This window comes from Baekduia sp. (assembly GCF_035318805.1).
Taxonomy (GTDB): Bacteria; Actinomycetota; Thermoleophilia; order Solirubrobacterales; family Solirubrobacteraceae; genus Baekduia.
In genome coordinates this window covers 39,987-62,492 of the sequence record NZ_DATHDY010000099.1, presented here as the reverse complement: position 1 = coordinate 62,492, position 22,506 = coordinate 39,987, and the positions used below count along the sequence as shown (strand labels likewise).

Here is a 22,506-nt window from a genome sequence, read left to right as displayed (position 1 = left end):
CGCCGCTGACCGGCCCGGCCGGCGCCTGAGGCCACCCGATCCCTTGCCGATCCGACCAGGATCGGCTGCGAGATCGTGCGACCTCAGGCATCCGCCCGGACCAGCCATCGACGGGACCGCCTCGTGGAACAACCCATCTAGGCCTGCGTGGCGGCCGGCCGGAGCGTCCGGCGGTGCCTCCACCACCCGAGTCCCAGGGTGATCGCGCCGAGCGTGAGGCCGCCGGCGGCCAGCGCGAGCGAACCGGTCGGCCCGGCGAGCATCGCCAGCGTCGCGATGGTCGCCGCCCAGGCGAACGCGCCTGCCGCGTTGGCGACGGCGAACCGTCGCCAGGGCATGTTGGTGGCACCCGCCATCAGCGCCGCGACCACCCGGACGCCGGGCACCCAGCGCCCGAAGAAGACCGTGGCGGTCCCGTAGCCGGCGAAGAACCTGTCCGCACGCTCCACGGCGTGACGGCGATGGGTCGCGCCGAACCCGTCGCGGACCAGGACCGCCCGTCCGCCGCGGCGGCCGACCCAGTAGCCCACGGTGTCGCCGACGATCGCCGCGATCGCCGCCACGAGGATGATCAGCGGCAGCGCCATGTGGCCGCCGCTGACCAGGCCGCCGGCCGTGATCAGCGCCGTCTCGCCGGGGAGCGGAAGGCCCGCGGACTCACCGAGGATGAGCGCTCCGAGCGCCGGATAGCCGATCTGGGCGGGAACGGGAAGGAGCATGGCTGCAGGATGGCGGTTGCGGATGAGCGTCAGATGAGCACGGTGTCAACGCCACCTGCGCCGGCCGGCGAGGTCAGGGAACCACCACGAGCGTCGCTCGCCCGTCGTTCCACCAGACGTGCGCGCTGTCGGTGACGTCGCGCCGGTACGGCTCGCGGTTTCCCAGCGCGAGGTGGTTGCGCTGCACCCGCCATCCCAGCCGCCGGGCGACGGTGTCGGCGATCCGGCGCTCGGCCTCCTCGGAGAACCCGAACAGCTGGGGCGGCGTCGAGCATCCGTCGGCGCGATCGAGATGGGTGGTCCCGACCACCACGCTGCCGTACCGGGGATCGACGAAGCGGTCGGTCGCCGTCGGGGCGTAGAGCCGCACGTGGACGTCGGTCCCGTCGGCCGCGCACCGCGTCTTGAGCCCGCGGTCGCTGTCGAAGCGCAGCGTTCCGTCGGCCGTGCGGTAGGCGAGGTACCGCGCGTGTCCCGGGCGGGTGAAGCCGACCGTGCGCAGCGCCGCCTTGACCTTCCGGATGCTCGCGTGGCCGGCGAAGATCATCGACACCGTCCAGTCGCGTCCTGCGGCGCTGAGGTCGGGCGTGCCGTCGTAGTCCAGGAACGCCGGGCCGGCGTCCGACAGCCGGATCAGGGTGGGCGGTCGCCGCGGCGCATCGGCCGCGGCGGGCAGCGCGCCCGCGGCGACGGCGGCGATCAGGGCCGGCAGGGCGACGATCCCGCGCACGTCAGTCCTCGTCCCCGGCACCCGTCGGCGTGGGGGCCTGATCGGGATCCCAGCGCGAGGTCTGCGACGCGGGACCGGGCTCGGCGGCGATCACGCGGCCGCCCCGCAGGTCGAGGTCGACGAGCAGGTCCCGGAGCTCGACGGCGGTGAACGACACCGACTGGAGGCGGTAGCCGGCGGCGGTCGCCAGATAGCCGGGGACGGTGGCGCGCACGTTGCGCCGCGGCGCGGCCAGCTCCAGCAGCGCCGTCACACCGACGCCCCGGCCGCCCAGGCCGAGCTCCCCGATCTGCACGAAGATCGGCGCCGTCGCGCCGAGGACGCCGCGCAGGACGCCGACACGCTGCTCGCGGCCGACGAGCGCCCGGACGCGGCGCCCCAGGTCCGCTGAATACGCGGTCGGCGGCGGCGGCGCCGCGGTGGCCGGGACCGGGTCGCCTTCGCGGACGGGCGGCAGACGAGGGCCGACGGTCAGCTCCATGCGCACGCCGGCGCGCTGGTCGGCCTGCGGCCCGCGCACGTCGACGGTGAGGTGGTGCGAACCGTGACCCAGCCGCTGCAGCGCCGGGTGCGCGGTGACGGTCGCCGCGGTCGGGCAGGTCGCGCCCCGGCAGGCGTCGAGGACCTGGCGCGCGGCGCCTTCGACGCGCAGGCCGATCGACGCGATGCGCGCGCCGTCACGTCCCTCGACGGCGATCGTGAGGGGCTCGTCGCGGGTGAGGTAGGCGAGGTCGCGCGAGCCGTCCTGGTCGCGCAGCGTCCGATCGTTCCACAACGGTCCGCTCAGCCTGATCCGGAACGGCCCGTGCTCGGTCAGCCCGAGCGGGGCGGCGACGTCACTCACGGTGTCGCCACCGCCGAGGATCGCCACGGCCCCGGCCACGGCGACAGCGGCCACCGCCACGCCGCCCGCGAGCTTCGTCCGGGTTCTCATCGTCTGGTTGGTCCTGCCCGGCCGGGCGACCTCGGACGCGGTGCCGACCTCACCGGGCCGTCGCTGTCCGCCGAGCTCGGACGCGCCGGTCCAGCGCCGCCGCGCCGACGCCTGCCGCCGCCGCGGACGCGGCGGCGGCCGGCAGCAGGAAGCGCGGTGGCAACGGATAGCCGAGACCGACCATGACGAGGTCCATCGCCGTCCAGCCGGCGGCGGCCGCGGCCAGCGCGGCCGTGAGGCGGTCGCCGGCGCGCCACGCGGTCGTCGCGCCGAGCACGACGAGCGCCAGCAGGGGCGGCCCCACCAGCAGCGCGGCCACGAGGCCGATCCCGTGCAGGTGCGCCGGCGGCGCGCCCGCGCCGGCGGCCTTGGCGAGCTCGCCGCCGTGCAGCGGATCGCCCGAGCCCAGCCAATCGCCGCCCAGCCACAGGGCGGCGACCACGATCGACAGCGCCGCCGCCAGCAGCGGCCATCGCTGGCCGCGACGGTGGAGCGCGATCCCGTAGGCGAGCAGGAGGAGCAGGGCCTCCTCCCGGCCGAGGGCCATCACCGCCAGGAGGCCGAGCGCGGCACCCGGGCGGCGCGCCTGGTGGGCCGCGACGGCAGCGCAGCCCAGCGCGACGATCGCCGGCTCGATGCCGCCGCCCAGCAGGGTCGGCCACCACCCGGGCGTCACGGCCAGCAGGCCCACCGCGACCGCGCCGGCCAGCGGCCCGGCCGAGCGGGCGGTGAGGCGGTGCACGAGGGCGAGCGCGAGGAGTCCTGCGGTGCGCAGCGCGACGAGCCACAGGACGGGCGCCGCAGGACCGGTCGCCGCCAGCGGCACGGCGAGCAGCAGCGGCAGCGGCTTCCACGACGGATATCCGGAGGTGTCGAACGGTCCGTCGCCGAGGCCGATCTCGCGGCCCCAGCGCAGCCACCCATGCGGATCGAAGCGCAGCGACTGGCCCGCCAGCAGCGACAGGCCGGCCACGACCGCGGCAACGATCGCGATGGCCGGCATGGCCGCCCGGGCCGACGGCGTCCGCCGCAACGCGGCGTTGCCTTTGGCCGGCACGAGCACCACTGGGAGATAGCCAGCAGAACCTGAACGACTCCTGTACGGACGACCGCTTCCCGAGCGGCGACGCGCCAGGCTCCCGTGGCGAACCGCCTGCACGACGCGATGAACCGTCCGCAGGTAGGCATTTCTGGGGATGGACAGTCCCCGGCGGCGTCGGCGAGTGTCGGGCGATGCAACCGCTCAACCACATGTGGTCTGCCGGGCACGCCGTCACCATGCGCCAGCGCGCCATCCTGCTCGCCCTCCTCCAGCCCGCGGTCGATGACGCACCGCCGTCTCGCCCGGAGAAGACGACCCCGAGCAACGCACCTCAGCACCGGCGCGGGCGGCAGTACCTCGCGCCCCTGCCGGAACGCCTGCGGGCGCACGATTAGCGGTCCCGAATGGGTCCCTGACCCGGCACGGGTTTCGCCCCCTGGGCGAAGACCCGCAGGGAACCTGGCCCTCTGGGCCGGTGTTCCCCTAGATCCGGCAGTAGGACACGGGCGCCGCGGCGCCGCGCACGACGACGTCCACGCGGAACCGGTCGGCGACCACGTGCAGATCCGGGCCGTCGTACGACAGGCCGTCGTCGGCGCCGGGCGCCACGACGACCACCTCCGCGGCGGGCCGTCCGCCGTCGCCGCCGGTCTCGGCCGGGACGTCGAAGGAGTCGAGCGGCATGGCCCGCCCGTCGCGCGCGCCGCGCAGGAACGCCGCGAAGCCGGCGTCCGGCGTGTGGACGTTCAGCCACGTCGCGTCGCCGGCCTCGTCGTTCATGAAGCTGTGCGCGACGCCGGGCGGCGCGGACACGAACGTCCCGGCCGGCGCCCGCACGACCCGCTCGCCCTCCGGGCCCAAGGCGAATCGCAGCGCGCCGCTCAGCACATAGAACGCGTCGGTGTGCTCGCGGTGCAGATGCAGATCTGGCCCGCGCTCGCCGCTGGAGTACCTCGACCAGGTCACCGTCACCGCGTCGCCGGCGTGCAGGATCATCACGTTGCGAGCGGCGCGGTCGCTGATCGTCTCGCCGTCCGAGCGCCAGACCATCTCCTGCAGCGCGTCCTCCCAGGCCGGCGCGTCGAACCACGCCGCCTCGGCCGACACGATCCCGGCGGCGCGCAATCCCGCCAGCACCTCGGCGTCGCCGGCCGCCCGCGCGACGACGGCGCCGAACGTCTCCACGTCGATCCCCAGCAGCGCCAGGCAGCGCCGGTCCACCGGGCACGGGTGCACGGCGTCACCGAGCGTGCCCGCACGGGCCGCGCGCGATTTGTCGATCATCCGCGGCAGCCACGCGTAGCCGTCGAGGGTGGCGTCCATCGGGCGCAGGTCGGGCATCGACCGAACGCTAACCGCCGCGGTGGCCGGACCACGGATGGTGTTCGCGACCGGCCTGCCCACGCGGTGCTACCTCGACGCACTTCTCCCTGAGCCCGCTGACGGCCGGACAGCCTCAGGCGGCCAGGCGCTCGTGGCCCGGCGACGGGTCGCGCCGCGCCGGCTCGCTCGGACGCCCGCGTGCGCCCGTCGCGAAATCGCCCGTGGGCAGCGGCTCGTCGCCGCGCAGCCGCGCGCCGGTGGCGAAGTCGCCGACCACGCGGGGCGTGTTCGCGTCGCCGGCGCCGGTGGCGAAGGTTCCGCGCTGGACGCTGGCGGGCAAGGTCCGCAGACCGGTCGCGAAGTCACCCTCCAGTCGCGCTCGGCCGTCCAGACGGATCTCCATTCCTACTACCTCCAACACTGCTGGGGATGACAATGCTCAGATGTTCGCACGCGACGATGGTTCCGAGCGCTGTCCGACCGGCCTGTCTCACCTGGCCATCGGGGCGCTTGCTCGCCGACCTAGCAGCGATCGGCCAGGTGTGGCCGGTGCATCGACGCCTTGAGCTCCTCGACGAACCCCCCGGCCGCGTCGAGCGCTTCCTCGTTGATGCTGAAGTAGACCCACCGCCCCTCGCGGCGGCGTTCGAGCAGCCCCGCCCGATGCAACACCCCGAGGTGCTTGGAGATCTGGGGCTGGGAGGCGTCGATGTCGGCCTCGAGGTGGCAGGAGCACAGCGGTCCGCGGGCCGCCACGTGGGCGACGAGCTCGAGGCGCAGTGGGTGCGCCAGCGCGCGCAGGACCTCGAGGGTCGTGTCGCCGGGAAGGGTGATCGCCGGTGGCTGGACCATCGGCAGCGGAGTGGGCTGAGCCGAAGGCATGCAGCGATCGTACGCGCCGAGACCCTCGGTGGCCAATGCTCCGAAATGCCCGCGTTGACGTATGCGATCGACGGCATGTACGGTCGCGGTGAAGGTCTGGTGAAGGTTGGGTTTTCTGCCATCCGGGCGTGCGCGACCCGGTGTTGTGTCGCCGGTGCCGCGCGAGTCCTGAAGGGAAAGGGGGCGCCGTGAGCGCCACCTCCGAAGGCCAGAGCTCGCGTCTTTCACGTCGGCAGCTGCTGGCCGCCGGGGCCGCCGCTACGGCCGGCGCGGCAGTGGGGATCGACACCGAGCCCGCCGCCGCCGCGCAGCGCAGCTATCCGCGCCTGCGCGTCGCCTCCCTCAAGGGGCTGCGCGTCAACCGGCCTGTGAGCTTCATGTATCCGTTGAAGGACCAGCCCAACGCGCTGGTCGACATGGGGCACAAGGTTCCCGGCGGCGTGGGGCCCAAGCGGAGCATCGTCGCGTTCAGCACGTTGTGCCAGCACATGGGCTGTCCGGTGGTCTACAGCCGGTCGCTGCGCGAGTTCGTCTGCCCGTGCCATCAGTCGCGCTACGACGCCGAGCGGCTCTCCTCGATCGTGCAGGGCGTCGCGACCCGCGCGCTGCCGCGGGTCCTGCTCCAGGTGCGCAACGGCGCCGTCTACGCGGTGGGTGTGGACGGACTGATCTACGGTTATCGCACGAACCTCGCGCCCGGCAGGAAGGTGACGTCATGACCGACGAGCCCCGTCTCAACCGCCGGCAGGCAATCGATGCCGGACTCGCCGGTGCGGGCGCTCTTTCGCTTCCGGCGTTCCTGGCTCCGGGCGACGCGATCGGCGCGACGCAGGCGCAGCGCGACGAGGCGATGGCGCTGTTCCTCGGCCAGAAGCAGCTGCCTGTTCCGCCCAAGAACGCCAAGGTCCACACCTCAGCCTGTCAGTACTGCAACGTCGGCTGCGGCTACAAGATCTACACCTGGCCGGTCAAGAACACGCCGCAGGGCACGTCCCCGCCGGCCGGGCCGTTGGGCGACTGGGTCTCCCCCACGTTCGTCACACGTGGCAGCGTCGGCGGCAAGGACAGCTACATCGCGGTGGTCCCGGACAAGGACTGCGTCGTCAACAAGGGCGACCACTCGCCACGTGGGGGCACCAACGCGCTGACGGTCTACACCAAGCGCAAGCATCCGCTGAGCGACCCGACCGAACGCAACCTGTACCCGCAGATGCGCGACAAGCGCGGCGACCCGCTGCGCCGAGTCAGCTGGGACGAGGCGCTCAACCGCGTCGCCGACCAGATCAAGGCCCAGCTCGACACGGGCGGCCCGTCGTCGATCGGGCTGTGGGCGGCCGACCATCTGTCGCCGGAGATGAACTTCGCGACGACCAAGCTGTTCTTCGCCCCGTCACCAAGAGGGCTCTACAACCCGGCGCTGGGCACCGACGCCGGCGTCGCGGTGCGGGCTATCCACAACCGCCCGAAGTGGAACTCCGAGCACCCCAGCATCGCCGCGAACTTCGGCTCGGCGAACACGCTGTTGTACTCCTACAAGGACTTCGAGACGGCCGACACGGTGCTGTTGTCGGGCGCCAACAGCTACGTGACCGGGACCGTCCTCTACAACCGGATCTTCTCCAAGAAGCACAAGCAGGTCGTCATCGACCCGCGACGCACGGTCTCCGCCAAGAACGCGACGGACACGGGCGGCGTGCACCTCCAGCTCAAGCCCAACACCGACGTGGTGCTGGTCAACTCGCTGATGAACGCCATCCTCGCCACCGGCAAGCAGGATCAGGCGTTCATCGACGCACGCGTCGATCCCGCCAGCCACCAGCAGCTGGTCGCGACCGTCTCGCAGGACAAGTACAAGCCCGAGAACACCGAGAAGGTCACGGGCATCCCGGCGAAGACGGTGCGCGCCGCCGCGGCGCTGCTCGGCGCGCCGCACAAGACGTCGATCCTGTTCGAGAAGGGCGTCATCTGGTCGGGCACGCAGAACGAGGCGGTGATGAACTCCTACGCCAACCTCGCCCTGCTGCTGGGCAGCATCGGCCGGCCCGGCCAGGTCTTCGGCCGCCAGGGTGGCCACCAGAGCGCCTACATGTACGACTTCGACTGGCCGCACCCCGCGCCGGGCGACGACCGGCGCAACCTCTGGCAGGAGCTCCAGAAGGGCACGATCGGCCTGTTGATCTTCGCGGTCGCCAACCCGCTGCGCATGCAGCAGCAGTCACACCAGCTGACGGAGTTCGCCCAGAAGGTGCCGTTCATCGTCGACGTCAACATGCGGCCGCAGGACACGACCAAGATCGCCGACGTCGTCCTCCCCGCAGCCGCCTGGGGCGAGTACACCTACACGCGCGAGAACCTCGAGCGTCGGCTGCGCGTCAACCAGCAGTTCTACGACGCCCCCGGGGAGGTGCTGCCCGAGTACCTCATCTTCACCCGGATCGGCCAGGCACTCGCGCAGCGACACGGACTCGTCGACGCCAACGAGTACAACTTCAGCTCGTGGGACGACGTCTTCAACGCGATGCGCCAGACCGCGGAGGGCAGGGCGGTCGGCATCGACCAGGTCACACCGGCACAGCTCGCCGCCTTGGGCACCAACGGCATCCAGGAGCCGATCACCCGTCAGGGCAACACGCTCGTCGGCACCGAGCGGATGTACACCGACAAGTTCGCCACCGACGACGGCAAGGCGCGGTTCGTCGCGCACGACCAGCAGTGGACCGACGCCGACCCGCTCGCGTTCCTCCCCGAGGCGGTCAAGCCCAACAGGCAGTACCCGTTCTTCGTCACGACGATCCGCTACCAGACCGTGTGGCAGTCGGGCTACACGTTCCGCTACCTGCACGACCTGTCGGCCCACAGCCAGCCCTACATGGAGCTGGTCATCCACCCCAAGGACGCCAAGAACGCCGGGCTCAAGGACGGAGACTGGGCCGAGGTGCGCAACCAGTTCTCGCGCACCGAAGGTGTCGTCAACGTCTCCGACGACGTCCAGCCGGGGTTGATCTCGGCCATCTTCGGCTGGCAGGGCTACACGGACAAGGACAAGTTCGGGATGCCGCAGTACTACGCCAACAACCTGGTCGCCGGCGGCGCCGAGGGCCAGCAGAAGTCCAACGGCGCGTTCTTCAAGAACGCCCGCGCCGCCCTGCGCAAGATCGACCGCGCGCCGATCACGGCCGCCAAGGCGCCGGCGTACTCCCTGAAGGCCCGTGAGGGCCACGCCATCACCGCCCCCGGCTCCGCCGGCAACCCCGACTCCAAGGCCAAGGAGTTCGTCTCCGTCGCCGTGCCGCCCGGCGGCTGACCCACGACCGAACGAGGAGACCTCGTGCAGCGTCCATACGTCCTGGTGCCCGTGACCCTCGCCCTCACCGCCGCTGCGGCTGCGCCGATCGCCGTCGGCGCCTCGCAACGTCCGGCACACGCCGCGAAGGCCAGCGTCTCGGTGTCCGCCAAGGAGTTCAAGTTCGCCCTGCGCCCCACCAGCGCCAGGCACGGCAGCGTGACCTTCACGGTCAAGAACGCCGGGACGATCGACCACGACTTCAAGATCGCCGGCAGGGCGACGCCGAAGATCAAGCGCGGCAAGAGCGCCACGCTGACCGTCAACCTCAAGAAGGGCACCTACTCCTACCTCTGCACCGTGCCCGGCCACGCGGCCGCCGGGATGAAGGGCAACTTCAAGGTCAGCTGACGAGCCCTCCCGAGGTGCTCGACGGCGCCGTCTGCGGCCGGCCGTCGTGCGGTACGACGACGTCGGCGGCCTCAGCCGGCGTCACGTCCGGATGGAGCGCCCGGATCAGCAGGATCGCGCCGGCGCCGCCGACGAGCTGCGCTGCGACGTACGCGGGTACCGAGGCGGGCGCGATGCCGGCGAAGGTGTCGGAGAACATGCGCCCGATGCTGATGGCGGGGTTGGCGAAGCTGGTCGAGCTGGTGAAGAAGTACGCCGCGCCGATGTACGCGCCGACGGCGGCGGGCGCGGTCGCGCCACGTCCCGTGCGGGCCAGCGAGAAGATCACCAACAACAGGCCGGCGGTGGCGACGACCTCGGCGAGCAGATGGGCACCGGTCGCGCGATGGGTGGTCGAGATGCTGATGGCGGCCTCGGCGAACATGCCGTTGGCGAGGACGGCGCCGCCGATGCAGCCGACCACCTGGGCCGGGACGTAGGCCAGCGCATCGCGGAACGGCAGGCCGCCGAAGGCCGCGTCGACCAGCGAGACCACCGGGTTGAAGTGCGCGCCGGAGACCGGGCCGAACATGAGGATGATCGCGAACAGGCCGGTGGCCGTCGCGGCGGCGTTCTCGAGCAGCTGCAGGCCGGTGTCGTCCGGCGACAGCCGCTGGGCGGCGATGCCCGAGCCGACGACGACGGCGGCCAGCAGCGCCGAGCCCAGGAGCTCGGCCAGCAGCCGACGGGCGAGGTCGGGACGGGCGCTCACGCCGCGACGAGGAGCTTGTCGGCGAACTCGCCCGGGAGTCCGGCCTCACGGACCTCGGCGGCGACCGCGCCGGCGTCGTATTCCACGCGCTCGATCGTGACCTCGACCCCGCCGGCACCGGCGGTGAGGATCGCGAAGGCGCCGCGCGGGTCGCCATCCTTGGGCTTGCCGACCGAGCCGCAGTTGACGAACCGCACCCCACCGAAATCGTGCACCCATGGCTTGTGGGTGTGGCCGAAGACGAGGACGTCGTCGTCCTCGTTGCCGGCGAGGCGCTCGTAGAGCGAGGCCGGCTTGTCCTCGAAGAGGTATTCGTTGACCTTGCGCGGCGAGCCGTGAACGAGATGGACGTGCTGCTCGCCGAGACCGAAGTGCAGGTCGAACGGCAGATCCTTCATGAAGTCCTTGGACCGCCGGCCGGTGTTGGCCAGCGTCCAGACGACCGACCGCTGACCGAGCTCTCGATCGTGCGCGGTGATGTACGCGCAGCCGCAGTCGTCCAGGTCACGGGCGATCGCGTAGTCGTAGTTGCCGTAGATCGTCGGGATGCCACGGTCCTCGATCAGCGCGCAGACCTCGTTGGGGCGCGGCCCGTAGCCGACGAGGTCGCCGCCGCAGTAGATCTCGTCGATGCCGAGCTCGTCGATGCGGGCCAGCGCGGCCTGCAGTGCGGGCAGGTTGCCGTGGATGTCGGTGATGACGGCGACGGGGCCGGCATGGTGATGCATGGAGAGCGGGACGCTACTCCATCGACAATCGTCACTGCAACCGGTTCACCTGACGTTCACCGTGGCTCGCCTAGCCCGCCGGCTTCTCCCGCCCGATCCGCTCGTAGGCCCACGCCGGCACCGCCTCGGCGGTCTTGTAGATCGTCCAGGTGCACGGGCGTTGGGGGTCGTCGCGCAACGGTGGCTGGGTGACGCGCACCGGCGCGCCCCATTGCTCCACGGCCCAGAGCTCGTTGGTCAGGCAGCAGTGCGCGCAGTAATGGCATACGCCTTCCTGGTTCCAGGCCCAGTCGTGGCGCTCCTCGGTGAACCCGGTGCCGGCGAACCCGCCGTTGCGCGTCTGCCGGCCGCCGGAGCCGCACGGATCGAACGCGATCACCCACCGGTCCTCGTGCTCGGTCACCTGCATGTTGCCGAGCCGGTCGGGGCCCACGAGATGGGCGCGCATCGCCTCGAACGCGAGGTACAGGTTGCGCTCCACGGTCTGGTCGTACGGCGTCTGGCGCACGTCGAACGGCCGATAGCGCTCCTGCAGGAACGGCTCGAGCACCGCCCGGTAGCACTCACCGATCGCCGCCTCGCCGAACCGGGCGGCGACGAACCCCATCAGGCCCGCCTGGAGATCGGCCCAGCGATCATGCAGGTCCCGCCACGCGACCGCGAGCGCCGCCACCCGCGCGTGGGCCTCGCCGGCGCCGGCCTGCATCCCGCGCAGGTCGTTGCCGAGGCCACCCGCGCGCTCCCCCACGCGCGTCCACCGGACGTGCGGCTCGAACGGCGCGCCGTCGTCGAAGCGCAGCAGCAGGTCGAGCCGCTCGCGCTCGGCGGCCAGCTCCGCCGCCGTCACGCCCTGCTGGCGCAGCCAGCCCTCGAAGCCCTCGACCCACGTCGTGTAGACGAGGTGGCAGACCTTGGCCTCCTCCATGAAGTAGTCGACCAGCTGCGCGGCCACCTCCCACTGCTGCGCGTCGATCGCGGCCTCGATGCGCTCGACGGTGGAGACGGCGAGCGCGGCCGGGCCTCCGTCGCGGATCCGCTTGCCCAACGAGTCCGACCAGCTCAGGCGCGTCGTCGGAGCCGCGATCCCGCCGGAGATGCCCTGGCGTGCGGTCACCGGTCCGCCGCCTGCTCGTGGGCGCGGACGAAGTCCCGGAACTTCGAGATCTCCTGCAGGTTGTCGCAGTTGGTGCAGCCCGGCCGGGCGTCGTGGACGTACTCGATCTCGACCCATCCGTCGTAGCCCGTCTCGGCGAGGACGTCCAGCACCCGTCCGAAGTCCGTCACGTTGTCCTCGAAGCGCGTCTGGACCAGACCGCGCGCCCCGCCGCGCATGTGAAAGTGCCGCGCGTGGGCGACGAGCGGCTCGACCTCGCGATCGGGGATGCCCTGGACGTTGAAGTGGCCGTAGTCCAACGTCAGCTCGAGGCCGGGGACGCGGTCGAGCAGCGCCGCCACGCGGGCGGGGGTGTCGATCACCGACCCGGCGTAGGGCGCGGTGCTGACGATGTGCGGCTCCACGGAGGCCCGCAACCCGTGCTCCCGAGCGACGTCGACCCGCCGCGCGAGTCCCTCGGCGGAGCGCGCCAGCGCGCGGTCGGACGACTCACCGCCGAAGACCAGGCCGGGAAGCATCGTGATGCCGCTGACCCCGAGGCGCCGGGCGAAGCGCACGAAGGACGCGAAGAGCTCGTCGCCGATCTCGCGCTCGGACGCGTCGGGATGGTTCACGGCGCCGCCGACCAGGTCCGCCGAGGGCACGAAGAAGACGTCGGCGGCCGCCAGGGAGCGAGCGGCCAGCTCAGCGGCCAGCGCTTCGGCGCGCTGCTCGGGGTCGACGGCGACGTCCTGCGGGGTTCGCGCCGTGAACCCGCCGAAGAACGCGAGCGACACGCCCTCGACGTCCAACTCGGAGATCAGGTCCAGCACGAACTCCGGCCGCAGTCCCGGCCATGAGAAATCGGCACTCGCCAGCTGCATCCGCGGTCTTCCCCCTTGCCGCGACAGGCGCGGCCGTCCGGTCCAAGAAACGTTTCCAGTAGTGTACCCGAGCATGGCGCGAGGTGCACCATCCGGGCGGCGGGTCGAGGTGCTGGCCCCGTACTGGAGCTTCTTCGAGCACACCGTCGGCTTCGACCTCCGCGCCGACCGCCGCCAGCTCGCCGCGGAGGTCACCGAGCGGCTGGTGGGCGGGGACGGCCCGGAGGCCGGCGGCCCGTGGCTCGTCGACTCGCAGGAGGCCGGCGAGGAGGCAGGGCGCCGGCTGCGCGCCGACCCGCCCGACGCGGTCGTGGTGGTCCAGTCGATGTGCGCGCCGCCCGCGTACGTGCTGGCGGCGATCGACGCCGTGCCCGGCGTGCCGCTGGTGATCCTGGTCGCCACGCGCCGCTCCGGCGTCGACGGTCTCGGCCACGCCGACATCACCGCACAGGGGGCGACGGTCGGCGCACCGCAGCTCACCAACGTCCTCGCCCGGACCGGCCGGCGCCACGACGTGGTGCTCGCGATGCTCGACGCAGACCCCTCGGCCGCCCGGGCGGCGGTCGCCGCCGCCGCCGCGGCCGGCAGCCTCCGCGGCGCGCGGCTGCTGCGCGTCGGCCGCCCCATCGACGGCTACGACTGCGTCACGGTCGACGCCGAGACGTTGCGTGCGGCGACGGGCATCACGGTCGTCGACGTCGCGCCGTCGCGGGTGCGCGATGCCTACCTCGGCGCCGAGCGCTCCGACGCCCGTGCGATCGCGACCGAGACGCGCGACGCGTTCGACGTCGACCGCGGCCTCGAGGGCGACGGCTTCGACCGGTCGATGCGGTTCGCGGCCGCGCTGGCCGTCCTCGACGACGAACTGCAGATCGACGCCGGCGCGATGAACTGCCACGTGAACGAGCTGCGCTTCGCCCGCGACGAGCCCGGGATCACACCGTGCTTCGCGCTCGGGCGCGAGACGTCGCGGGGCGTTCCGTGGACCTGCGCCGGCGACGCCGTGACGGCCGTCGCGATGCTCGTCCTCAAGCGTCTGGGCCTGCCCGGCCTCTACCACGAGATCGAGGCGCTCGACCACGAGCGCGGCGAGGCGCTGCTGGCCAACTCCGGCGAGCACGACCTCGCGCTCGCCGATCCGGCGACGCGCCCGCGGCTGCTGCGCAACGCGTGGTGGGCCGGCGACGCGCGCTGCGGCGCGTGCGCCTGCTTCGCCCCCGCGCCCGGCCCCGCGTCGCTCGTGGCCTTCACCCCGCACGGCGACGAGCCGAGCGGCTTTCGCTTCATCGTCGCCGAGGGCGCGTTCGTGCCACGGGCGCTCATCGAGACCGGGACGGCGCACGCGGCGTTTCGCTTCGCCGGCGACGAGTCCGTGGGCGCGGCGTGGACGCGCTGGGTCCGTGCGGGCGTCAACCATCACAGCGCCGCGACGACCGGGCACGCCGGCGCCGCAGTGGCGGCCGTCGCGCGGCACCTCGGCGTCGGCTGCGTCATCACGACAGACAGGAACGGGACATGAAGCTGGACGGGTTCGAGGGTCGCGTCGCGCTGGTCACCGGCGCGGCGCAGGGCATCGGCCGCAAGACGGCGGAGACCTTCGCCGCCCTGGGCGCGCGCGTCGCGGGGCTCGACCTCCGCGAGCCGGAGGTCGACGCGGTCCTCGGCGTCGCCGCCGACGTCACCGATCAGGCCGCGGTCGACGCGGCGTTCACGCAGGTCGAGGCAGAGCTCGGACCGGTCGAGCTGCTCGTCCTCAACGCGGGGATCTTCGTCGTCGAGCCGTTCGCGACCACGACGCTCGCGCAGTGGCAGCGCTCGCTGGACGTGAACCTGACCGGACCGTTTCTCTGCGCGCAGCGGGCCCTTCCGCACATGGTCGCCGGCGGCTACGGCCGCGTCGTCGTCGTCGGGTCCAGCGCGGGCATCAACGGCGGCAAGAACAACTGCGCGGCCTACGCGGCCTCCAAGGCCGGCGTGATGTGCCTCGCCAAGTCGATCGCCAACGAGTACGCCTCGACCGGCGTGCTCGCCAACGCGGTCGCGCCGACGCTCATCGACACGGCCATGATGGACGAGCAGGGCGAGGGCATGGAGAAGCTCATCCCGCTCGGCCGTCTCGGCACGCCCGAGGACATCGCCGACCTCATCGCCTATCTCTCCTCGGCGCACGCCGGGTACATCACCGGCGAGGTCGTCGACATCAACGGCGGCTTCCTCGTCCACTGATGCTCGCCGCCGTGCTTCCCGGCGTCGATCGCGCGTTGGAGCTCGTCGAGCGTCCGGTCCCGGAGCCGGGCCCCGGGACGGTCCGCGTGCGCGTGCAGGCCTGCGGGGTCTGCGGGTCCGACCTCTTCCTGCAGAAGGGCGGCTTCGGCGCCGAGAAGCTCCCCGTCGTTCCGGGTCACGAGGCGGCCGGCGTCGTCGACGCCCTGGGCGAGGGCGTGACCGGCTGGGTCGTGGGCGAGCAGGTGGCGCTGTACTACATCGACGCGGACCCCGAGGGCCGCTGGGCCCGCGCGGGCCGTGAGCAGCTCGACCCGGCCCTGAAGCGCATGGGCGTCGACGTCGACGGCGCGTTCGCCGAGTACGTCGTGCGCCCGGCCCACACGCTCATCCGACCGCCGGCGCCGATCGCGCCGGAGGAGCTCGCGGTCCTCACCGACGCCGTCGCGACGCCGTACCACGCCCTCGTTCGCGTCGCCCGGGTGCAGGCCGGTGACACCGTCCTCGTGCTCGGGATCGGTGGCATCGGCAGCAACGCGGTGCAGCTGGCCCGCAGCCTGGGGGCCCACGTGGTCGCCGCCTCGCGCGGAGCCGGGAAGCTTCGCCTGGCGCAGGAGCTCGGGGCCGCCGCCACCGTCGCCCTCGGGCCCGGCGTGGACGAGGCCGCGGCGCTGCGGGCCGCCGCGCCGGACGGCTACGACGTCGTCGTGCAGTGCGTCGGCTCTCCCGCGGTCGACGCGCTCGCCGTCGCGGTGGCCGGCCCGGGCGGGCGGATCGTGTTGATCGGCGCGGCGACCGAGCCCTTCGCGGTGCGCTCGACCGACGTCATCTGGCGCGAGCTCTCGGTCCTGGGATCGCGCGGCTTCACCGCGCGCGACATCGCCGCCGTGCTCCGGCTGCACGCCGACGGCCAGGTGCGCGTCGACCATCTCGTCTCTGCGCAGCGGCCGCTGGCGGAGGTCAACGCGGCCTTCGACGACCTGCGCGCCGGTCGCGGCCTGCGCAGCGTGCTGCGTCCCGACCGGACCTGAGCGTCGGGGCTCGATCCTTGACTTCATCGCGCCCCGAGCCATAGACTGGAAACGTTCCCGGTACCGTTATCGATCCTCTGCAGGAGACCCTTCCCACGTGACTTCCCTTGACCGGACCGCCTCCACTCCGGCGTCCACCACGCTGACGATCGCGAGGGTCGAGACGGTCGCGCTGCGCGTGCCGCTCGGGCGCGAGTACCGCGGCAGCCACTACCGGATGACACACCGCTCAACGATCGTGACCCGGGTGTACACCGAGGAGGGCATCGTCGGCGAGGCCTACGCGGGGGACGAGGACGCCGGCCTGCTGGAGATCGAGGCGATCATCCGCGACGAGATCGCCCCCAAGCTCATCGGCGCCGACGCCATGGCCATCGAGCGGTGCTGGGAGCTGGCCCGCCCCGCGACCTTCGACATCCTCCGCGACCGCCGGCTCGGCCTCGTGGCGTGCGCCTGCGTCGACAGCGCGCTCTGGGACGCGATCGGCAAGGCGCTGAACCAGCCGCTGTGGCGGCTCTGGGGCGGCTACCGCAACGAGCTGCCGATGATCTCGATCGGCGGCTACTACGACAGCCCGGTCAGCATCGCCGAAGAGGTCGTCGACCTGCAGGAGCGCGGGCTGGCGGGCATGAAGTTCAAGGTCGGCGGGCTGGACCCGGCGACCGACGCCGACCGCTTTCGCCAGGCACGCGAAGCCGCCGGCCCCGACTTCATCCTGGCCGCGGACGGCAACCAGGGCTTCACGCGCGACGCCGCGATCGAGTTCGCCCGGCGCGTCGACGGCCTCGACCTCTACTGGTTCGAGGAGCCATGCCGCTGGCACAACGACCGTCGCGCGATGCGCGACGTCCGCAACATGGCGGGCGTGCGGATCTGCGCGGGCCAGAGCGAGTTCAGCGCCGGCGGCTGCCGGGACCTGATGGTCGACGGCGTCGTCGACTTCTGCAACTTCGACGCCTCCTGGTCCGGCGGCCCCACCGAGTGGCGGCGGGTCGCGGCCATGGCGCTGGCGTTCGACGTGCAGATGGCGCACCACGAGGAGCCCCAGATCTCCAGCCACCTGCTGGCCTCGATCCCGCACGGCAGCTTCGTCGAGTGCTTCCACCCGGACCGCGATCCGATCTGGTGGAACCTCGTCGCCAATCGCCCGCCGCTCGTCGACGGCCGCATGACGCTGTCCGACGAGCCCGGGCTCGGCTGGGAGCTCGATCTGGACTACGTCGAGCATCACCGCGTGACCGCCGCATAGGATCGCACCATGGCCAACGGACATCGCGGCACGCCGCGCTCAACCATCCGCGAGGTCGCCGAGCTCGCGGGCGTCGCGCTGTCCTCGGTCTCGCGCGTCCTGTCCGGTCACCCGGACGTGAGCCCGGCCATGCGCGACAAGGTCATGGCCGCGGTGGATCGCCTCGGCTACCAGCCCGACATGCTCGCCCAGAGCATGCGCCGGCGCTCGACCAAGTCGGTCGGGTTCGTCGTCAGCGACATCTCCAACCCGCTGCTGGCCGACATCGCGATGGGGGCCGAGACGGCCCTCCGCGCCGCCGGGTACTCCATGCTGCTCACCAACTCCGAGAACGATCCGGCGCTCGACGCGTCCCACGTGCGGCTCCTGCAGCAGCGCCGCGTGGACGGGCTGCTGCTCTCGCTCGCCGCCGAGGACAACCGGGAGACGATCGACGCGCTGCGGGGCCTGGAGGCGCCCGTCGTCCTCATCGACCGCGACCTTCCGGCCTCGGTCGCCGCCAGCGCCGTCCTGTCGGACCACCGCTCGGGGATGAAGGCGGCCGTCTCGCACCTGCTCGAGCTGGGGCATCGCCGGATCGGCCTCATCCTCGGTCAGCCGCTGCGGTTCTCGCGCGAGCGGCTCATCGGCCTGCAGGAGGCCTACGGCGAGCGTGGCCTGGATGCGACGTACTCGGTCGTCGAAGGGCGGCTGGGCTCCGAGCACGGACGCGAGGCGACCCGGCGCCTCCTGGACGAGGACCCTGCGGCGACGGCGATCATCGCCGGCGGCAACCAGCTGCTCGTCGGCACGCTCGAGGAGCTCCGCGACCGGCGGCTGAAGGTCGGCCGCGACATCTCGCTGGTCAGCTGCGACGCGATCTCCGTGACCGAGCTGTTCGACCCGCCGATCGCCGTCATCCGGCGCGACAACCGGGAGATCGGCCGGCGCGGCGCCGAGCTGCTGCTGCAGCATCTCGGCGACGAGGAGCTCGCGCCCCAGCAGGTCGTCCTCCCGACCGAGTTCGTCGCGCGCGCCAGCTGCGCCCCACCGGCAGCGCCCAAGAAGAAGGCGGCGGCCAAGAAGCCGCGCGCCCGCACGGCCGGCTAGGAGCGCTGGTCCCTGACCCGCCGCGGGTTTCGCCCCCTGGGCGAAGACCCGCAAGGGAACCTGGCCCTCTGGGCCAGTGTTCCCCTAGTACATCAACTGGCCGCCGCTGACGTTGATCGTCGCGCCGGAGATGTAGGACGCGTGGTCCGAGGCGAGGAAGACGACGGTCGGCGCGAGCTCGGCCGGCTGGGCGAAGCGCCCGAGCGGGATCTGATCGCGGAAGGCCTCCAGCGCCGGGCCGTCCATCCCGTCGCGCAGCATCGGGGTGTCGACCGCGCCCGGCGCGACGCAGTTGACGGTGATGCCGTCGGGGCCGAGCGTCCGGGCCAGCCCCCGCGAGAGGGACACGACCCCGCCCTTGCTGGCCGAGTAGGCCGTCGAGCCGCCGAAGCCGCCCGTCCACCAGCCCTGGGAGGCGAAGTTGATGATCCGCCCGCCGCGGCCGTCCTCCTGCATGACCCGGGCCACGGCACGGTTCAGGAAGAAGGTGGCGCGCAGGTTGACGTCGTGCTGCAGATCCCAGTCGTCCTCGGTCACCGCGTCGATGTCCGGGCGGCGGACGAGCACGCCGGCCACGTGCACCAGGGCACGGAGCGACCCGAGCTGCGCCCGCACGCCACGGACGAGCTCGTCGAGCCGTTGGGTCTCCCGGAGGTCGCCGGCGACGGCCAGATGGCGCTCCGGGCGCTCGAAACCGGCGACGAGCGCGTCGACCGCGTCCTGGTGGAGGTCCAGCGCGGCGACGCGGCTGCCCTCCAGCGCCAGGGCCTGAGCCACCGCAGAGCCGATGCCACCGGTCGCGCCGGTGACGAGCACGCCGCGGTCCTGGAGCCCTGCGCCGAGCGGCAGGCTCACGCCGGGACCTCCTCCGTCGCCGCCTCCGCGCCGCGGACCGGCTCGAGCGCGCCCGTCGCGGCGCTGCGATAGGCGGCATCGAGCAGCTCGACCGTCCGCGCCGCGAGCTCGCCGGGCGAGTTGTTGTCGGTGTCCTTGCCGAGGGCGAGGTCGACGATCGCGTTCGTCGGGCCCTCGGCGTCATAGGCGCCGTCGCCGTCCTGCACGGGTACGCGGACGTCGATCCGCCCCCGCTCGGTCCACAGCCACGCGACCTCACGCTCGACGTCGACGTGCAGCTGGCCCGCGTCACCGATCGCCCGGAACTCCAGCTGGTGCTTGTTGCCGTTGGCGCCCTCGTGGCACGAGCCGCCGGAGACCGTGCCGATCGCGCCCTCGTCGTAGCGCACCGCGATCGCGTCGTGGAGCTCCACGGGCGCGCCGAGCGGCGCGGACATCAGCGAGAAGACCGAGGCGGCGCGCAGATCGGTGAACCACAGCGCCAGTCCGAGCGCGTGGCTCAGCTGGGCCTGCGCGTAGCCGCCACCGGAGATCCTCGGATCCGTCCACGTGGACTGCTCGGGCACCGTGTCCGGCGCCGCGTCGGGATAGGCGCCCGTGTTGGAGAGCAGCTCGCGCGTCACGGAGGCCATCTGCACCGAGAGCTGCTCGATCCGGCCGATGCCGTGCTCCTCCATCAGCCGCTTGGCGGCGCGGACCATCGGGCGGTAGTTCCAGCCGAACACGACGACGAGATGGCGTCCGGTTCGCTGCGCGGTCGCCACGAGGTCCCAGGCCTGTGCCGGGTCGATGGTGAACGGCTTCTCGACGAGCACGTGCGCGCCCGACTCCATCGCCGCCTTGGCGTGCTCGTAGTGCGAGCCGGTGGGGCTGGCGATCAGCGCCACGTCCACGCCCTCGGCGAGGACGTCGCGGTAGTCCTCGCTGGCCGTCGCGAAGTCCCACTCCCGGCGGATGCGCGCCAGCGGCTCGGCGCCGATGCGGCTGACGCCGACGAAGTCGAGCTCGTCGCGGCGCCGGGCCAGCGTCGGCAGGTGCGAGGACACGGCCCAGGATCCCGCGCCGATGACGCCCAACCGCAGCTTGCTCACTCGATGCTCCTCGTACTCGATGGTTCGCCGCTCACCGGCGGCCCTCTGCTCGGCCGAGCCGGAAGCGCTCGACCACGTCCTCGTCAACCTCGATGCCCAGGCCCGGGCGATCCGGAACGGGCCACCACCCTCCGCTCGGCTTCCACCCCGACGCCCCCGCCAGCTCATGCTGCATGGGGTTCTCGAGGGGCTTGCTCTCCAGCAGCCGGCAGGACGGGAGCGCCCAGGACACCGCGAGGCTGGCCGCGAGCACGATCGCGCTGGACCACGAGTGGGCGTTGGTGGTGACGCGCTGCGCCTCGGCGATCCGCGCGGCGCGCAGGAACCCGGTGATGCCCTCCGCACGGCCGGGGTCGATCCCCACGACGTCGCAGGTGCCTGACCGGATGACGCGCTCGAGTCCGCGCACGCTCCACTCGCGCTCGCCGTAGGCGATCAGCGTGGACGTCTTGGCCCTGAGCGTCACGTAGCCCTCCGGGTCGTCGGCGCCCAGCGGCTCTTCGATCCAGTGCAGGCCGTGCTCCTCGAAGGCGCGCGTGCGCTCCACGGCCTCGGCGACGGTCCAGCGGTTGCGGACGCCGAGGTCAATCATCAGCCAGGCGTCGGGGCCGATCGCCTCCCGCACCGCGGCGACGAACGCGACGTCGCGGTCGTGGTCGAAGCCCAGGTTCGCGTCGCCCCGCTTTCCGAACCCGATCTTGACGCCCTGCGCCTTGCCCTCGACCCAGCCACCGATCTCCTCGGCCAGCACCGCGATCGACGGGCTGGTGGCGTGTCCGCTGGCGACGACGGGCAGCCGGTCGCGCGCCGGCCCCCCCAGGAGGTCGAGCAGCGAGCGCTCGAGGACCTGGCCCTTGAGGTCCCACAGCGCGAGGTCGATCGCCGACAGCGCGAACGACGCGATGCCGGCGCCGCCGTACCACCACATGTGGTCGCGTAGGTCCTGCCAGATCCGCTCGGTGTGCAGGGGATCGCGCCCGGCGACCAGCGGCTCGAGGGCCGCGACGAGCGCGGCCGTGGCCTGCGAGGCCTCGGGCCACATCGTGACCGCCTCCCCCCACCCCACGCGGCCCTCGTCGTCGCGCACGCGCACGAGGCAGAGGTGCCGCTCGCTGTTGTCGTCGTTGGGCTCGGGGTAGGCGACCGGGATCGCCTCGACGGAGACGACGCTCACGTGTCGACCGCGAAGCGCAGCCGCAGCTGGTCGAACGAGACGGCGAGGATGAGCAGCGTGCCGCGGGCCACGTCCTGCCAGAACGAGTTGACGCTGAGCAGGGTCAGGCCGTTGTTGAGCACGGCGATGACGAGGAGCCCGAAGAGCGTGCCGATGATCGTGCCGCGGCCGCCGGCGAGGCTGGCGCCCCCGAGGACCACGGCGGTGATGACCGACAGCTCGAGCCCGTTGCCGGCGTTCGTGGACGCCGCGCCGAGCTGCGAGACGTTGATCAGCGCCGCCAGCGCCACGAACAGCCCGGAGAGCAGGAACGAGATGAACAGCAGGCGCCCGGTGCGCAGGCCGGCCAGCCGCGCGGCGACCGGGTTGGCGCCGATCGCGTACATCGCCCGTCCGAAGACCGTGTAGCGCATCAGGACGTAGAACACGCCGACGACGACGAGGAAGACGATCACCGGCAGGGGGATGTTGAAGAGCGGCCGCGAGGTGCCCAGGCCGCCGAAGCCGTTGAGGGGCAGCGTCTGGCCGTCGGCGATGACGCGCGCCAGGCCGACGAACGCCGCGAGCGTCCCGAGCGTCGTGATCAACGGGTTGACGCCCACCACCGTGACCAGCGTGCCGTTGATCGCCCCGATCAGGAGGCCGCCGAGGATCGCCGCGACGATGCCGGCCGCCAGCCCGTGCTTGTCGGCCACGTAGGCCATCAACACGCCGCAGAAGGTCAGCGCCGAGCCGACCGAGAGGTCGAACTGGCCGGCCACCAGCAGCAGCGTCGCCGGCGCCGCGATGATGCCCGCGATCGCCGCGGCGGTCAGGACGTTGAGGAAGTTGTCGTAGTTGAGGAAGAACGGCGACTTGATCGCGAAGAAGATCCCGAGCGCCAGCAGCAACACCACCAGCGGCGCGATGTCCGGGATCCGCGCGAGCAGGGGTGCTCGTCCGGGCGTCGGCACCGCTTCTCCCCCGGCGGGTGGCGCCTGGCGCCCGGCCTCCGTCGCCCCTTCGGCGCTCATC

General features: G+C 72.5%; 24 protein-coding genes. 9 read left to right on the top strand and 15 right to left on the bottom strand.

Annotated elements, in window-relative coordinates:
- Positions 1 to 137: 137 nt before the first annotated feature.
- The 4 genes from VK501_RS21025 to VK501_RS21010 all read right to left on the bottom strand — a co-directional run bounded on the left by VK501_RS21025 (position 138) and on the right by VK501_RS21010 (position 3,446).
- A complete protein-coding gene (locus tag VK501_RS21025) occupies positions 138 to 719 on the bottom strand; it encodes a DedA family protein (protein ID WP_324340880.1) in 582 nt (193 codons plus the stop codon).
- Positions 720 to 792: 73 nt separating this feature from the next.
- On the bottom strand, positions 793 to 1,449 hold the full coding sequence (locus VK501_RS21020; RefSeq protein ID WP_324340878.1) for a hypothetical protein: 657 nt from the start codon (positions 1,447 to 1,449) through the stop codon (positions 793 to 795).
- A gap of 1 nt (position 1,450) precedes the next feature.
- Entirely contained in the window at positions 1,451 to 2,383 is a 933-nt protein-coding gene (locus VK501_RS21015) for a hypothetical protein (RefSeq protein ID WP_324340876.1), read from the bottom strand.
- A gap of 49 nt (positions 2,384 to 2,432) precedes the next feature.
- Entirely contained in the window at positions 2,433 to 3,446 is a 1,014-nt protein-coding gene (locus VK501_RS21010; protein ID WP_324340874.1) for a hypothetical protein, read from the bottom strand.
- 170 nt (positions 3,447 to 3,616) lie between these two features.
- On the opposite strand from VK501_RS21010, the gene VK501_RS21005 reads away from it, so the two are divergent.
- Positions 3,617 to 3,820, top strand: coding sequence for a hypothetical protein (locus VK501_RS21005; RefSeq protein WP_324340872.1), 204 nt, complete (start codon positions 3,617 to 3,619; stop codon positions 3,818 to 3,820).
- Positions 3,821 to 3,908: 88 nt separating this feature from the next.
- On the opposite strand, the gene VK501_RS21000 is transcribed toward VK501_RS21005, so the two are convergent.
- The 3 genes from VK501_RS21000 to VK501_RS20990 all read right to left on the bottom strand — a co-directional run bounded on the left by VK501_RS21000 (position 3,909) and on the right by VK501_RS20990 (position 5,630).
- Positions 3,909 to 4,766: a DUF5069 domain-containing protein gene (locus VK501_RS21000; protein WP_324340870.1), complete on the bottom strand. Its 858-nt coding sequence runs from the start codon at positions 4,764 to 4,766 to the stop codon at positions 3,909 to 3,911.
- A 115-nt stretch (positions 4,767 to 4,881) separates the two neighbouring features.
- Positions 4,882 to 5,151, bottom strand: coding sequence for a hypothetical protein (locus tag VK501_RS20995; RefSeq protein ID WP_324340868.1), 270 nt, complete (start codon positions 5,149 to 5,151; stop codon positions 4,882 to 4,884).
- 119 nt (positions 5,152 to 5,270) lie between these two features.
- Positions 5,271 to 5,630: a metalloregulator ArsR/SmtB family transcription factor gene (locus VK501_RS20990; protein WP_324340867.1), complete on the bottom strand. Its 360-nt coding sequence runs from the start codon at positions 5,628 to 5,630 to the stop codon at positions 5,271 to 5,273.
- A 188-nt stretch (positions 5,631 to 5,818) separates the two neighbouring features.
- On the opposite strand from VK501_RS20990, the gene VK501_RS20985 reads away from it, so the two are divergent.
- From VK501_RS20985 to VK501_RS20975, 3 genes are read left to right on the top strand one after another with little or no spacing between them, the layout of a single operon-like run.
- Positions 5,819 to 6,349, top strand: coding sequence for an arsenate reductase (azurin) small subunit (locus VK501_RS20985; RefSeq protein WP_324340865.1), 531 nt, complete (start codon positions 5,819 to 5,821; stop codon positions 6,347 to 6,349).
- On the top strand, positions 6,346 to 8,934 hold the full coding sequence (locus VK501_RS20980) for a molybdopterin-dependent oxidoreductase (RefSeq protein ID WP_324340863.1): 2,589 nt from the start codon (positions 6,346 to 6,348) through the stop codon (positions 8,932 to 8,934). Before VK501_RS20985 ends, VK501_RS20980 begins: the two co-directional genes overlap by 4 nt.
- Before the next feature lie 51 nt (positions 8,935 to 8,985).
- On the top strand, positions 8,986 to 9,324 hold the full coding sequence (locus tag VK501_RS20975) for a plastocyanin/azurin family copper-binding protein (protein WP_324340861.1): 339 nt from the start codon (positions 8,986 to 8,988) through the stop codon (positions 9,322 to 9,324).
- On the opposite strand, the gene VK501_RS20970 is transcribed toward VK501_RS20975, so the two are convergent.
- The 4 genes from VK501_RS20970 to VK501_RS20955 all read right to left on the bottom strand — a co-directional run bounded on the left by VK501_RS20970 (position 9,317) and on the right by VK501_RS20955 (position 12,780).
- Positions 9,317 to 10,075: an MIP/aquaporin family protein gene (locus VK501_RS20970; protein WP_324340859.1), complete on the bottom strand. Its 759-nt coding sequence runs from the start codon at positions 10,073 to 10,075 to the stop codon at positions 9,317 to 9,319. The genes VK501_RS20975 and VK501_RS20970 overlap by 8 nt on opposite strands.
- Entirely contained in the window at positions 10,072 to 10,803 is a 732-nt protein-coding gene (locus VK501_RS20965) for a metallophosphoesterase family protein (RefSeq protein WP_324340857.1), read from the bottom strand. The genes VK501_RS20970 and VK501_RS20965 overlap by 4 nt, the downstream gene beginning before the upstream one ends.
- A gap of 70 nt (positions 10,804 to 10,873) precedes the next feature.
- Entirely contained in the window at positions 10,874 to 11,917 is a 1,044-nt protein-coding gene (locus VK501_RS20960) for a hypothetical protein (protein WP_324340855.1), read from the bottom strand.
- Positions 11,914 to 12,780, bottom strand: a complete 867-nt coding sequence (locus tag VK501_RS20955; protein ID WP_324340853.1) for a sugar phosphate isomerase/epimerase family protein — start codon at positions 12,778 to 12,780, stop codon at positions 11,914 to 11,916. Before VK501_RS20955 ends, VK501_RS20960 begins: the two co-directional genes overlap by 4 nt.
- Positions 12,781 to 12,853: 73 nt before the next feature.
- Here VK501_RS20955 and VK501_RS20950 point away from each other — a divergent pair, with 73 nt between their 5' ends.
- From VK501_RS20950 to VK501_RS20930, 5 genes are all read left to right on the top strand, one after another.
- Positions 12,854 to 14,299, top strand: a complete 1,446-nt coding sequence (locus VK501_RS20950; protein WP_324340850.1) for a hypothetical protein — start codon at positions 12,854 to 12,856, stop codon at positions 14,297 to 14,299.
- Positions 14,296 to 15,006, top strand: coding sequence for an SDR family NAD(P)-dependent oxidoreductase (locus VK501_RS20945; RefSeq protein ID WP_324340848.1), 711 nt, complete (start codon positions 14,296 to 14,298; stop codon positions 15,004 to 15,006). The genes VK501_RS20950 and VK501_RS20945 overlap by 4 nt, the downstream gene beginning before the upstream one ends.
- The gene (locus VK501_RS20940) at positions 15,006 to 16,034 is read left to right on the top strand and encodes a zinc-binding dehydrogenase (protein WP_324340846.1); all 1,029 of its coding nucleotides are present in this window, start codon (positions 15,006 to 15,008) and stop codon (positions 16,032 to 16,034) included. Before VK501_RS20945 ends, VK501_RS20940 begins: the two co-directional genes overlap by 1 nt.
- Positions 16,035 to 16,131: 97 nt before the next feature.
- A complete protein-coding gene (locus VK501_RS20935) occupies positions 16,132 to 17,283 on the top strand; it encodes a mandelate racemase/muconate lactonizing enzyme family protein (protein WP_324340844.1) in 1,152 nt (383 codons plus the stop codon).
- Between the two features lie 9 nt (positions 17,284 to 17,292).
- Entirely contained in the window at positions 17,293 to 18,372 is a 1,080-nt protein-coding gene (locus VK501_RS20930) for a LacI family DNA-binding transcriptional regulator (RefSeq protein WP_324340841.1), read from the top strand.
- An 84-nt stretch (positions 18,373 to 18,456) separates the two neighbouring features.
- Here the strand turns inward: VK501_RS20930 and VK501_RS20925 are convergent, their stop codons facing one another.
- The 4 genes from VK501_RS20925 to VK501_RS20910 are packed head-to-tail and all read right to left on the bottom strand — an operon-like array spanning position 18,457 to position 22,505.
- Positions 18,457 to 19,227: an SDR family oxidoreductase gene (locus VK501_RS20925; RefSeq protein ID WP_324340839.1), complete on the bottom strand. Its 771-nt coding sequence runs from the start codon at positions 19,225 to 19,227 to the stop codon at positions 18,457 to 18,459.
- A complete protein-coding gene (locus VK501_RS20920; protein WP_324340837.1) occupies positions 19,224 to 20,318 on the bottom strand; it encodes a Gfo/Idh/MocA family oxidoreductase in 1,095 nt (364 codons plus the stop codon). Before VK501_RS20920 ends, VK501_RS20925 begins: the two co-directional genes overlap by 4 nt.
- A 31-nt stretch (positions 20,319 to 20,349) precedes the next feature.
- Complete coding sequence (locus tag VK501_RS20915) at positions 20,350 to 21,492, bottom strand: mandelate racemase/muconate lactonizing enzyme family protein (RefSeq protein ID WP_324340835.1); 1,143 nt, start codon at positions 21,490 to 21,492, stop codon at positions 20,350 to 20,352.
- Entirely contained in the window at positions 21,489 to 22,505 is a 1,017-nt protein-coding gene (locus VK501_RS20910; RefSeq protein ID WP_324340833.1) for an ABC transporter permease, read from the bottom strand. Before VK501_RS20910 ends, VK501_RS20915 begins: the two co-directional genes overlap by 4 nt.
- Between the last annotated feature and the right edge of the window lies 1 nt (position 22,506).

Excerpts from the sequence above, each read along its gene's own strand:
- VK501_RS21025 (WP_324340880.1), bottom strand. The coding sequence starts at position 719 with ATGCTCCTTCCCGTTCCCGCCCAGATCGGCTATCCGGCGCTCGGAGCG.
- VK501_RS21015 (WP_324340876.1), bottom strand. The coding sequence starts at position 2,383 with ATGAGAACCCGGACGAAGCTCGCGGGCGGCGTGGCGGTGGCCGCTGTC.
- VK501_RS21005 (WP_324340872.1), top strand. The coding sequence starts at position 3,617 with ATGCAACCGCTCAACCACATGTGGTCTGCCGGGCACGCCGTCACCATG.
- VK501_RS21000 (WP_324340870.1), bottom strand. The coding sequence starts at position 4,766 with ATGCCCGACCTGCGCCCGATGGACGCCACCCTCGACGGCTACGCGTGG.
- VK501_RS20995 (WP_324340868.1), bottom strand. The coding sequence starts at position 5,151 with ATGGAGATCCGTCTGGACGGCCGAGCGCGACTGGAGGGTGACTTCGCG.
- VK501_RS20990 (WP_324340867.1), bottom strand. The coding sequence starts at position 5,630 with ATGCCTTCGGCTCAGCCCACTCCGCTGCCGATGGTCCAGCCACCGGCG.
- VK501_RS20980 (WP_324340863.1), top strand. The coding sequence starts at position 6,346 with ATGACCGACGAGCCCCGTCTCAACCGCCGGCAGGCAATCGATGCCGGA.
- VK501_RS20965 (WP_324340857.1), bottom strand. The coding sequence starts at position 10,803 with ATGCATCACCATGCCGGCCCCGTCGCCGTCATCACCGACATCCACGGC.
- VK501_RS20955 (WP_324340853.1), bottom strand. The coding sequence starts at position 12,780 with ATGCAGCTGGCGAGTGCCGATTTCTCATGGCCGGGACTGCGGCCGGAG.
- VK501_RS20950 (WP_324340850.1), top strand. The coding sequence starts at position 12,854 with ATGGCGCGAGGTGCACCATCCGGGCGGCGGGTCGAGGTGCTGGCCCCG.
- VK501_RS20945 (WP_324340848.1), top strand. The coding sequence starts at position 14,296 with ATGAAGCTGGACGGGTTCGAGGGTCGCGTCGCGCTGGTCACCGGCGCG.
- VK501_RS20940 (WP_324340846.1), top strand. The coding sequence starts at position 15,006 with ATGCTCGCCGCCGTGCTTCCCGGCGTCGATCGCGCGTTGGAGCTCGTC.
- VK501_RS20930 (WP_324340841.1), top strand. The coding sequence starts at position 17,293 with ATGGCCAACGGACATCGCGGCACGCCGCGCTCAACCATCCGCGAGGTC.
- VK501_RS20910 (WP_324340833.1), bottom strand. The coding sequence starts at position 22,505 with ATGAGCGCCGAAGGGGCGACGGAGGCCGGGCGCCAGGCGCCACCCGCC.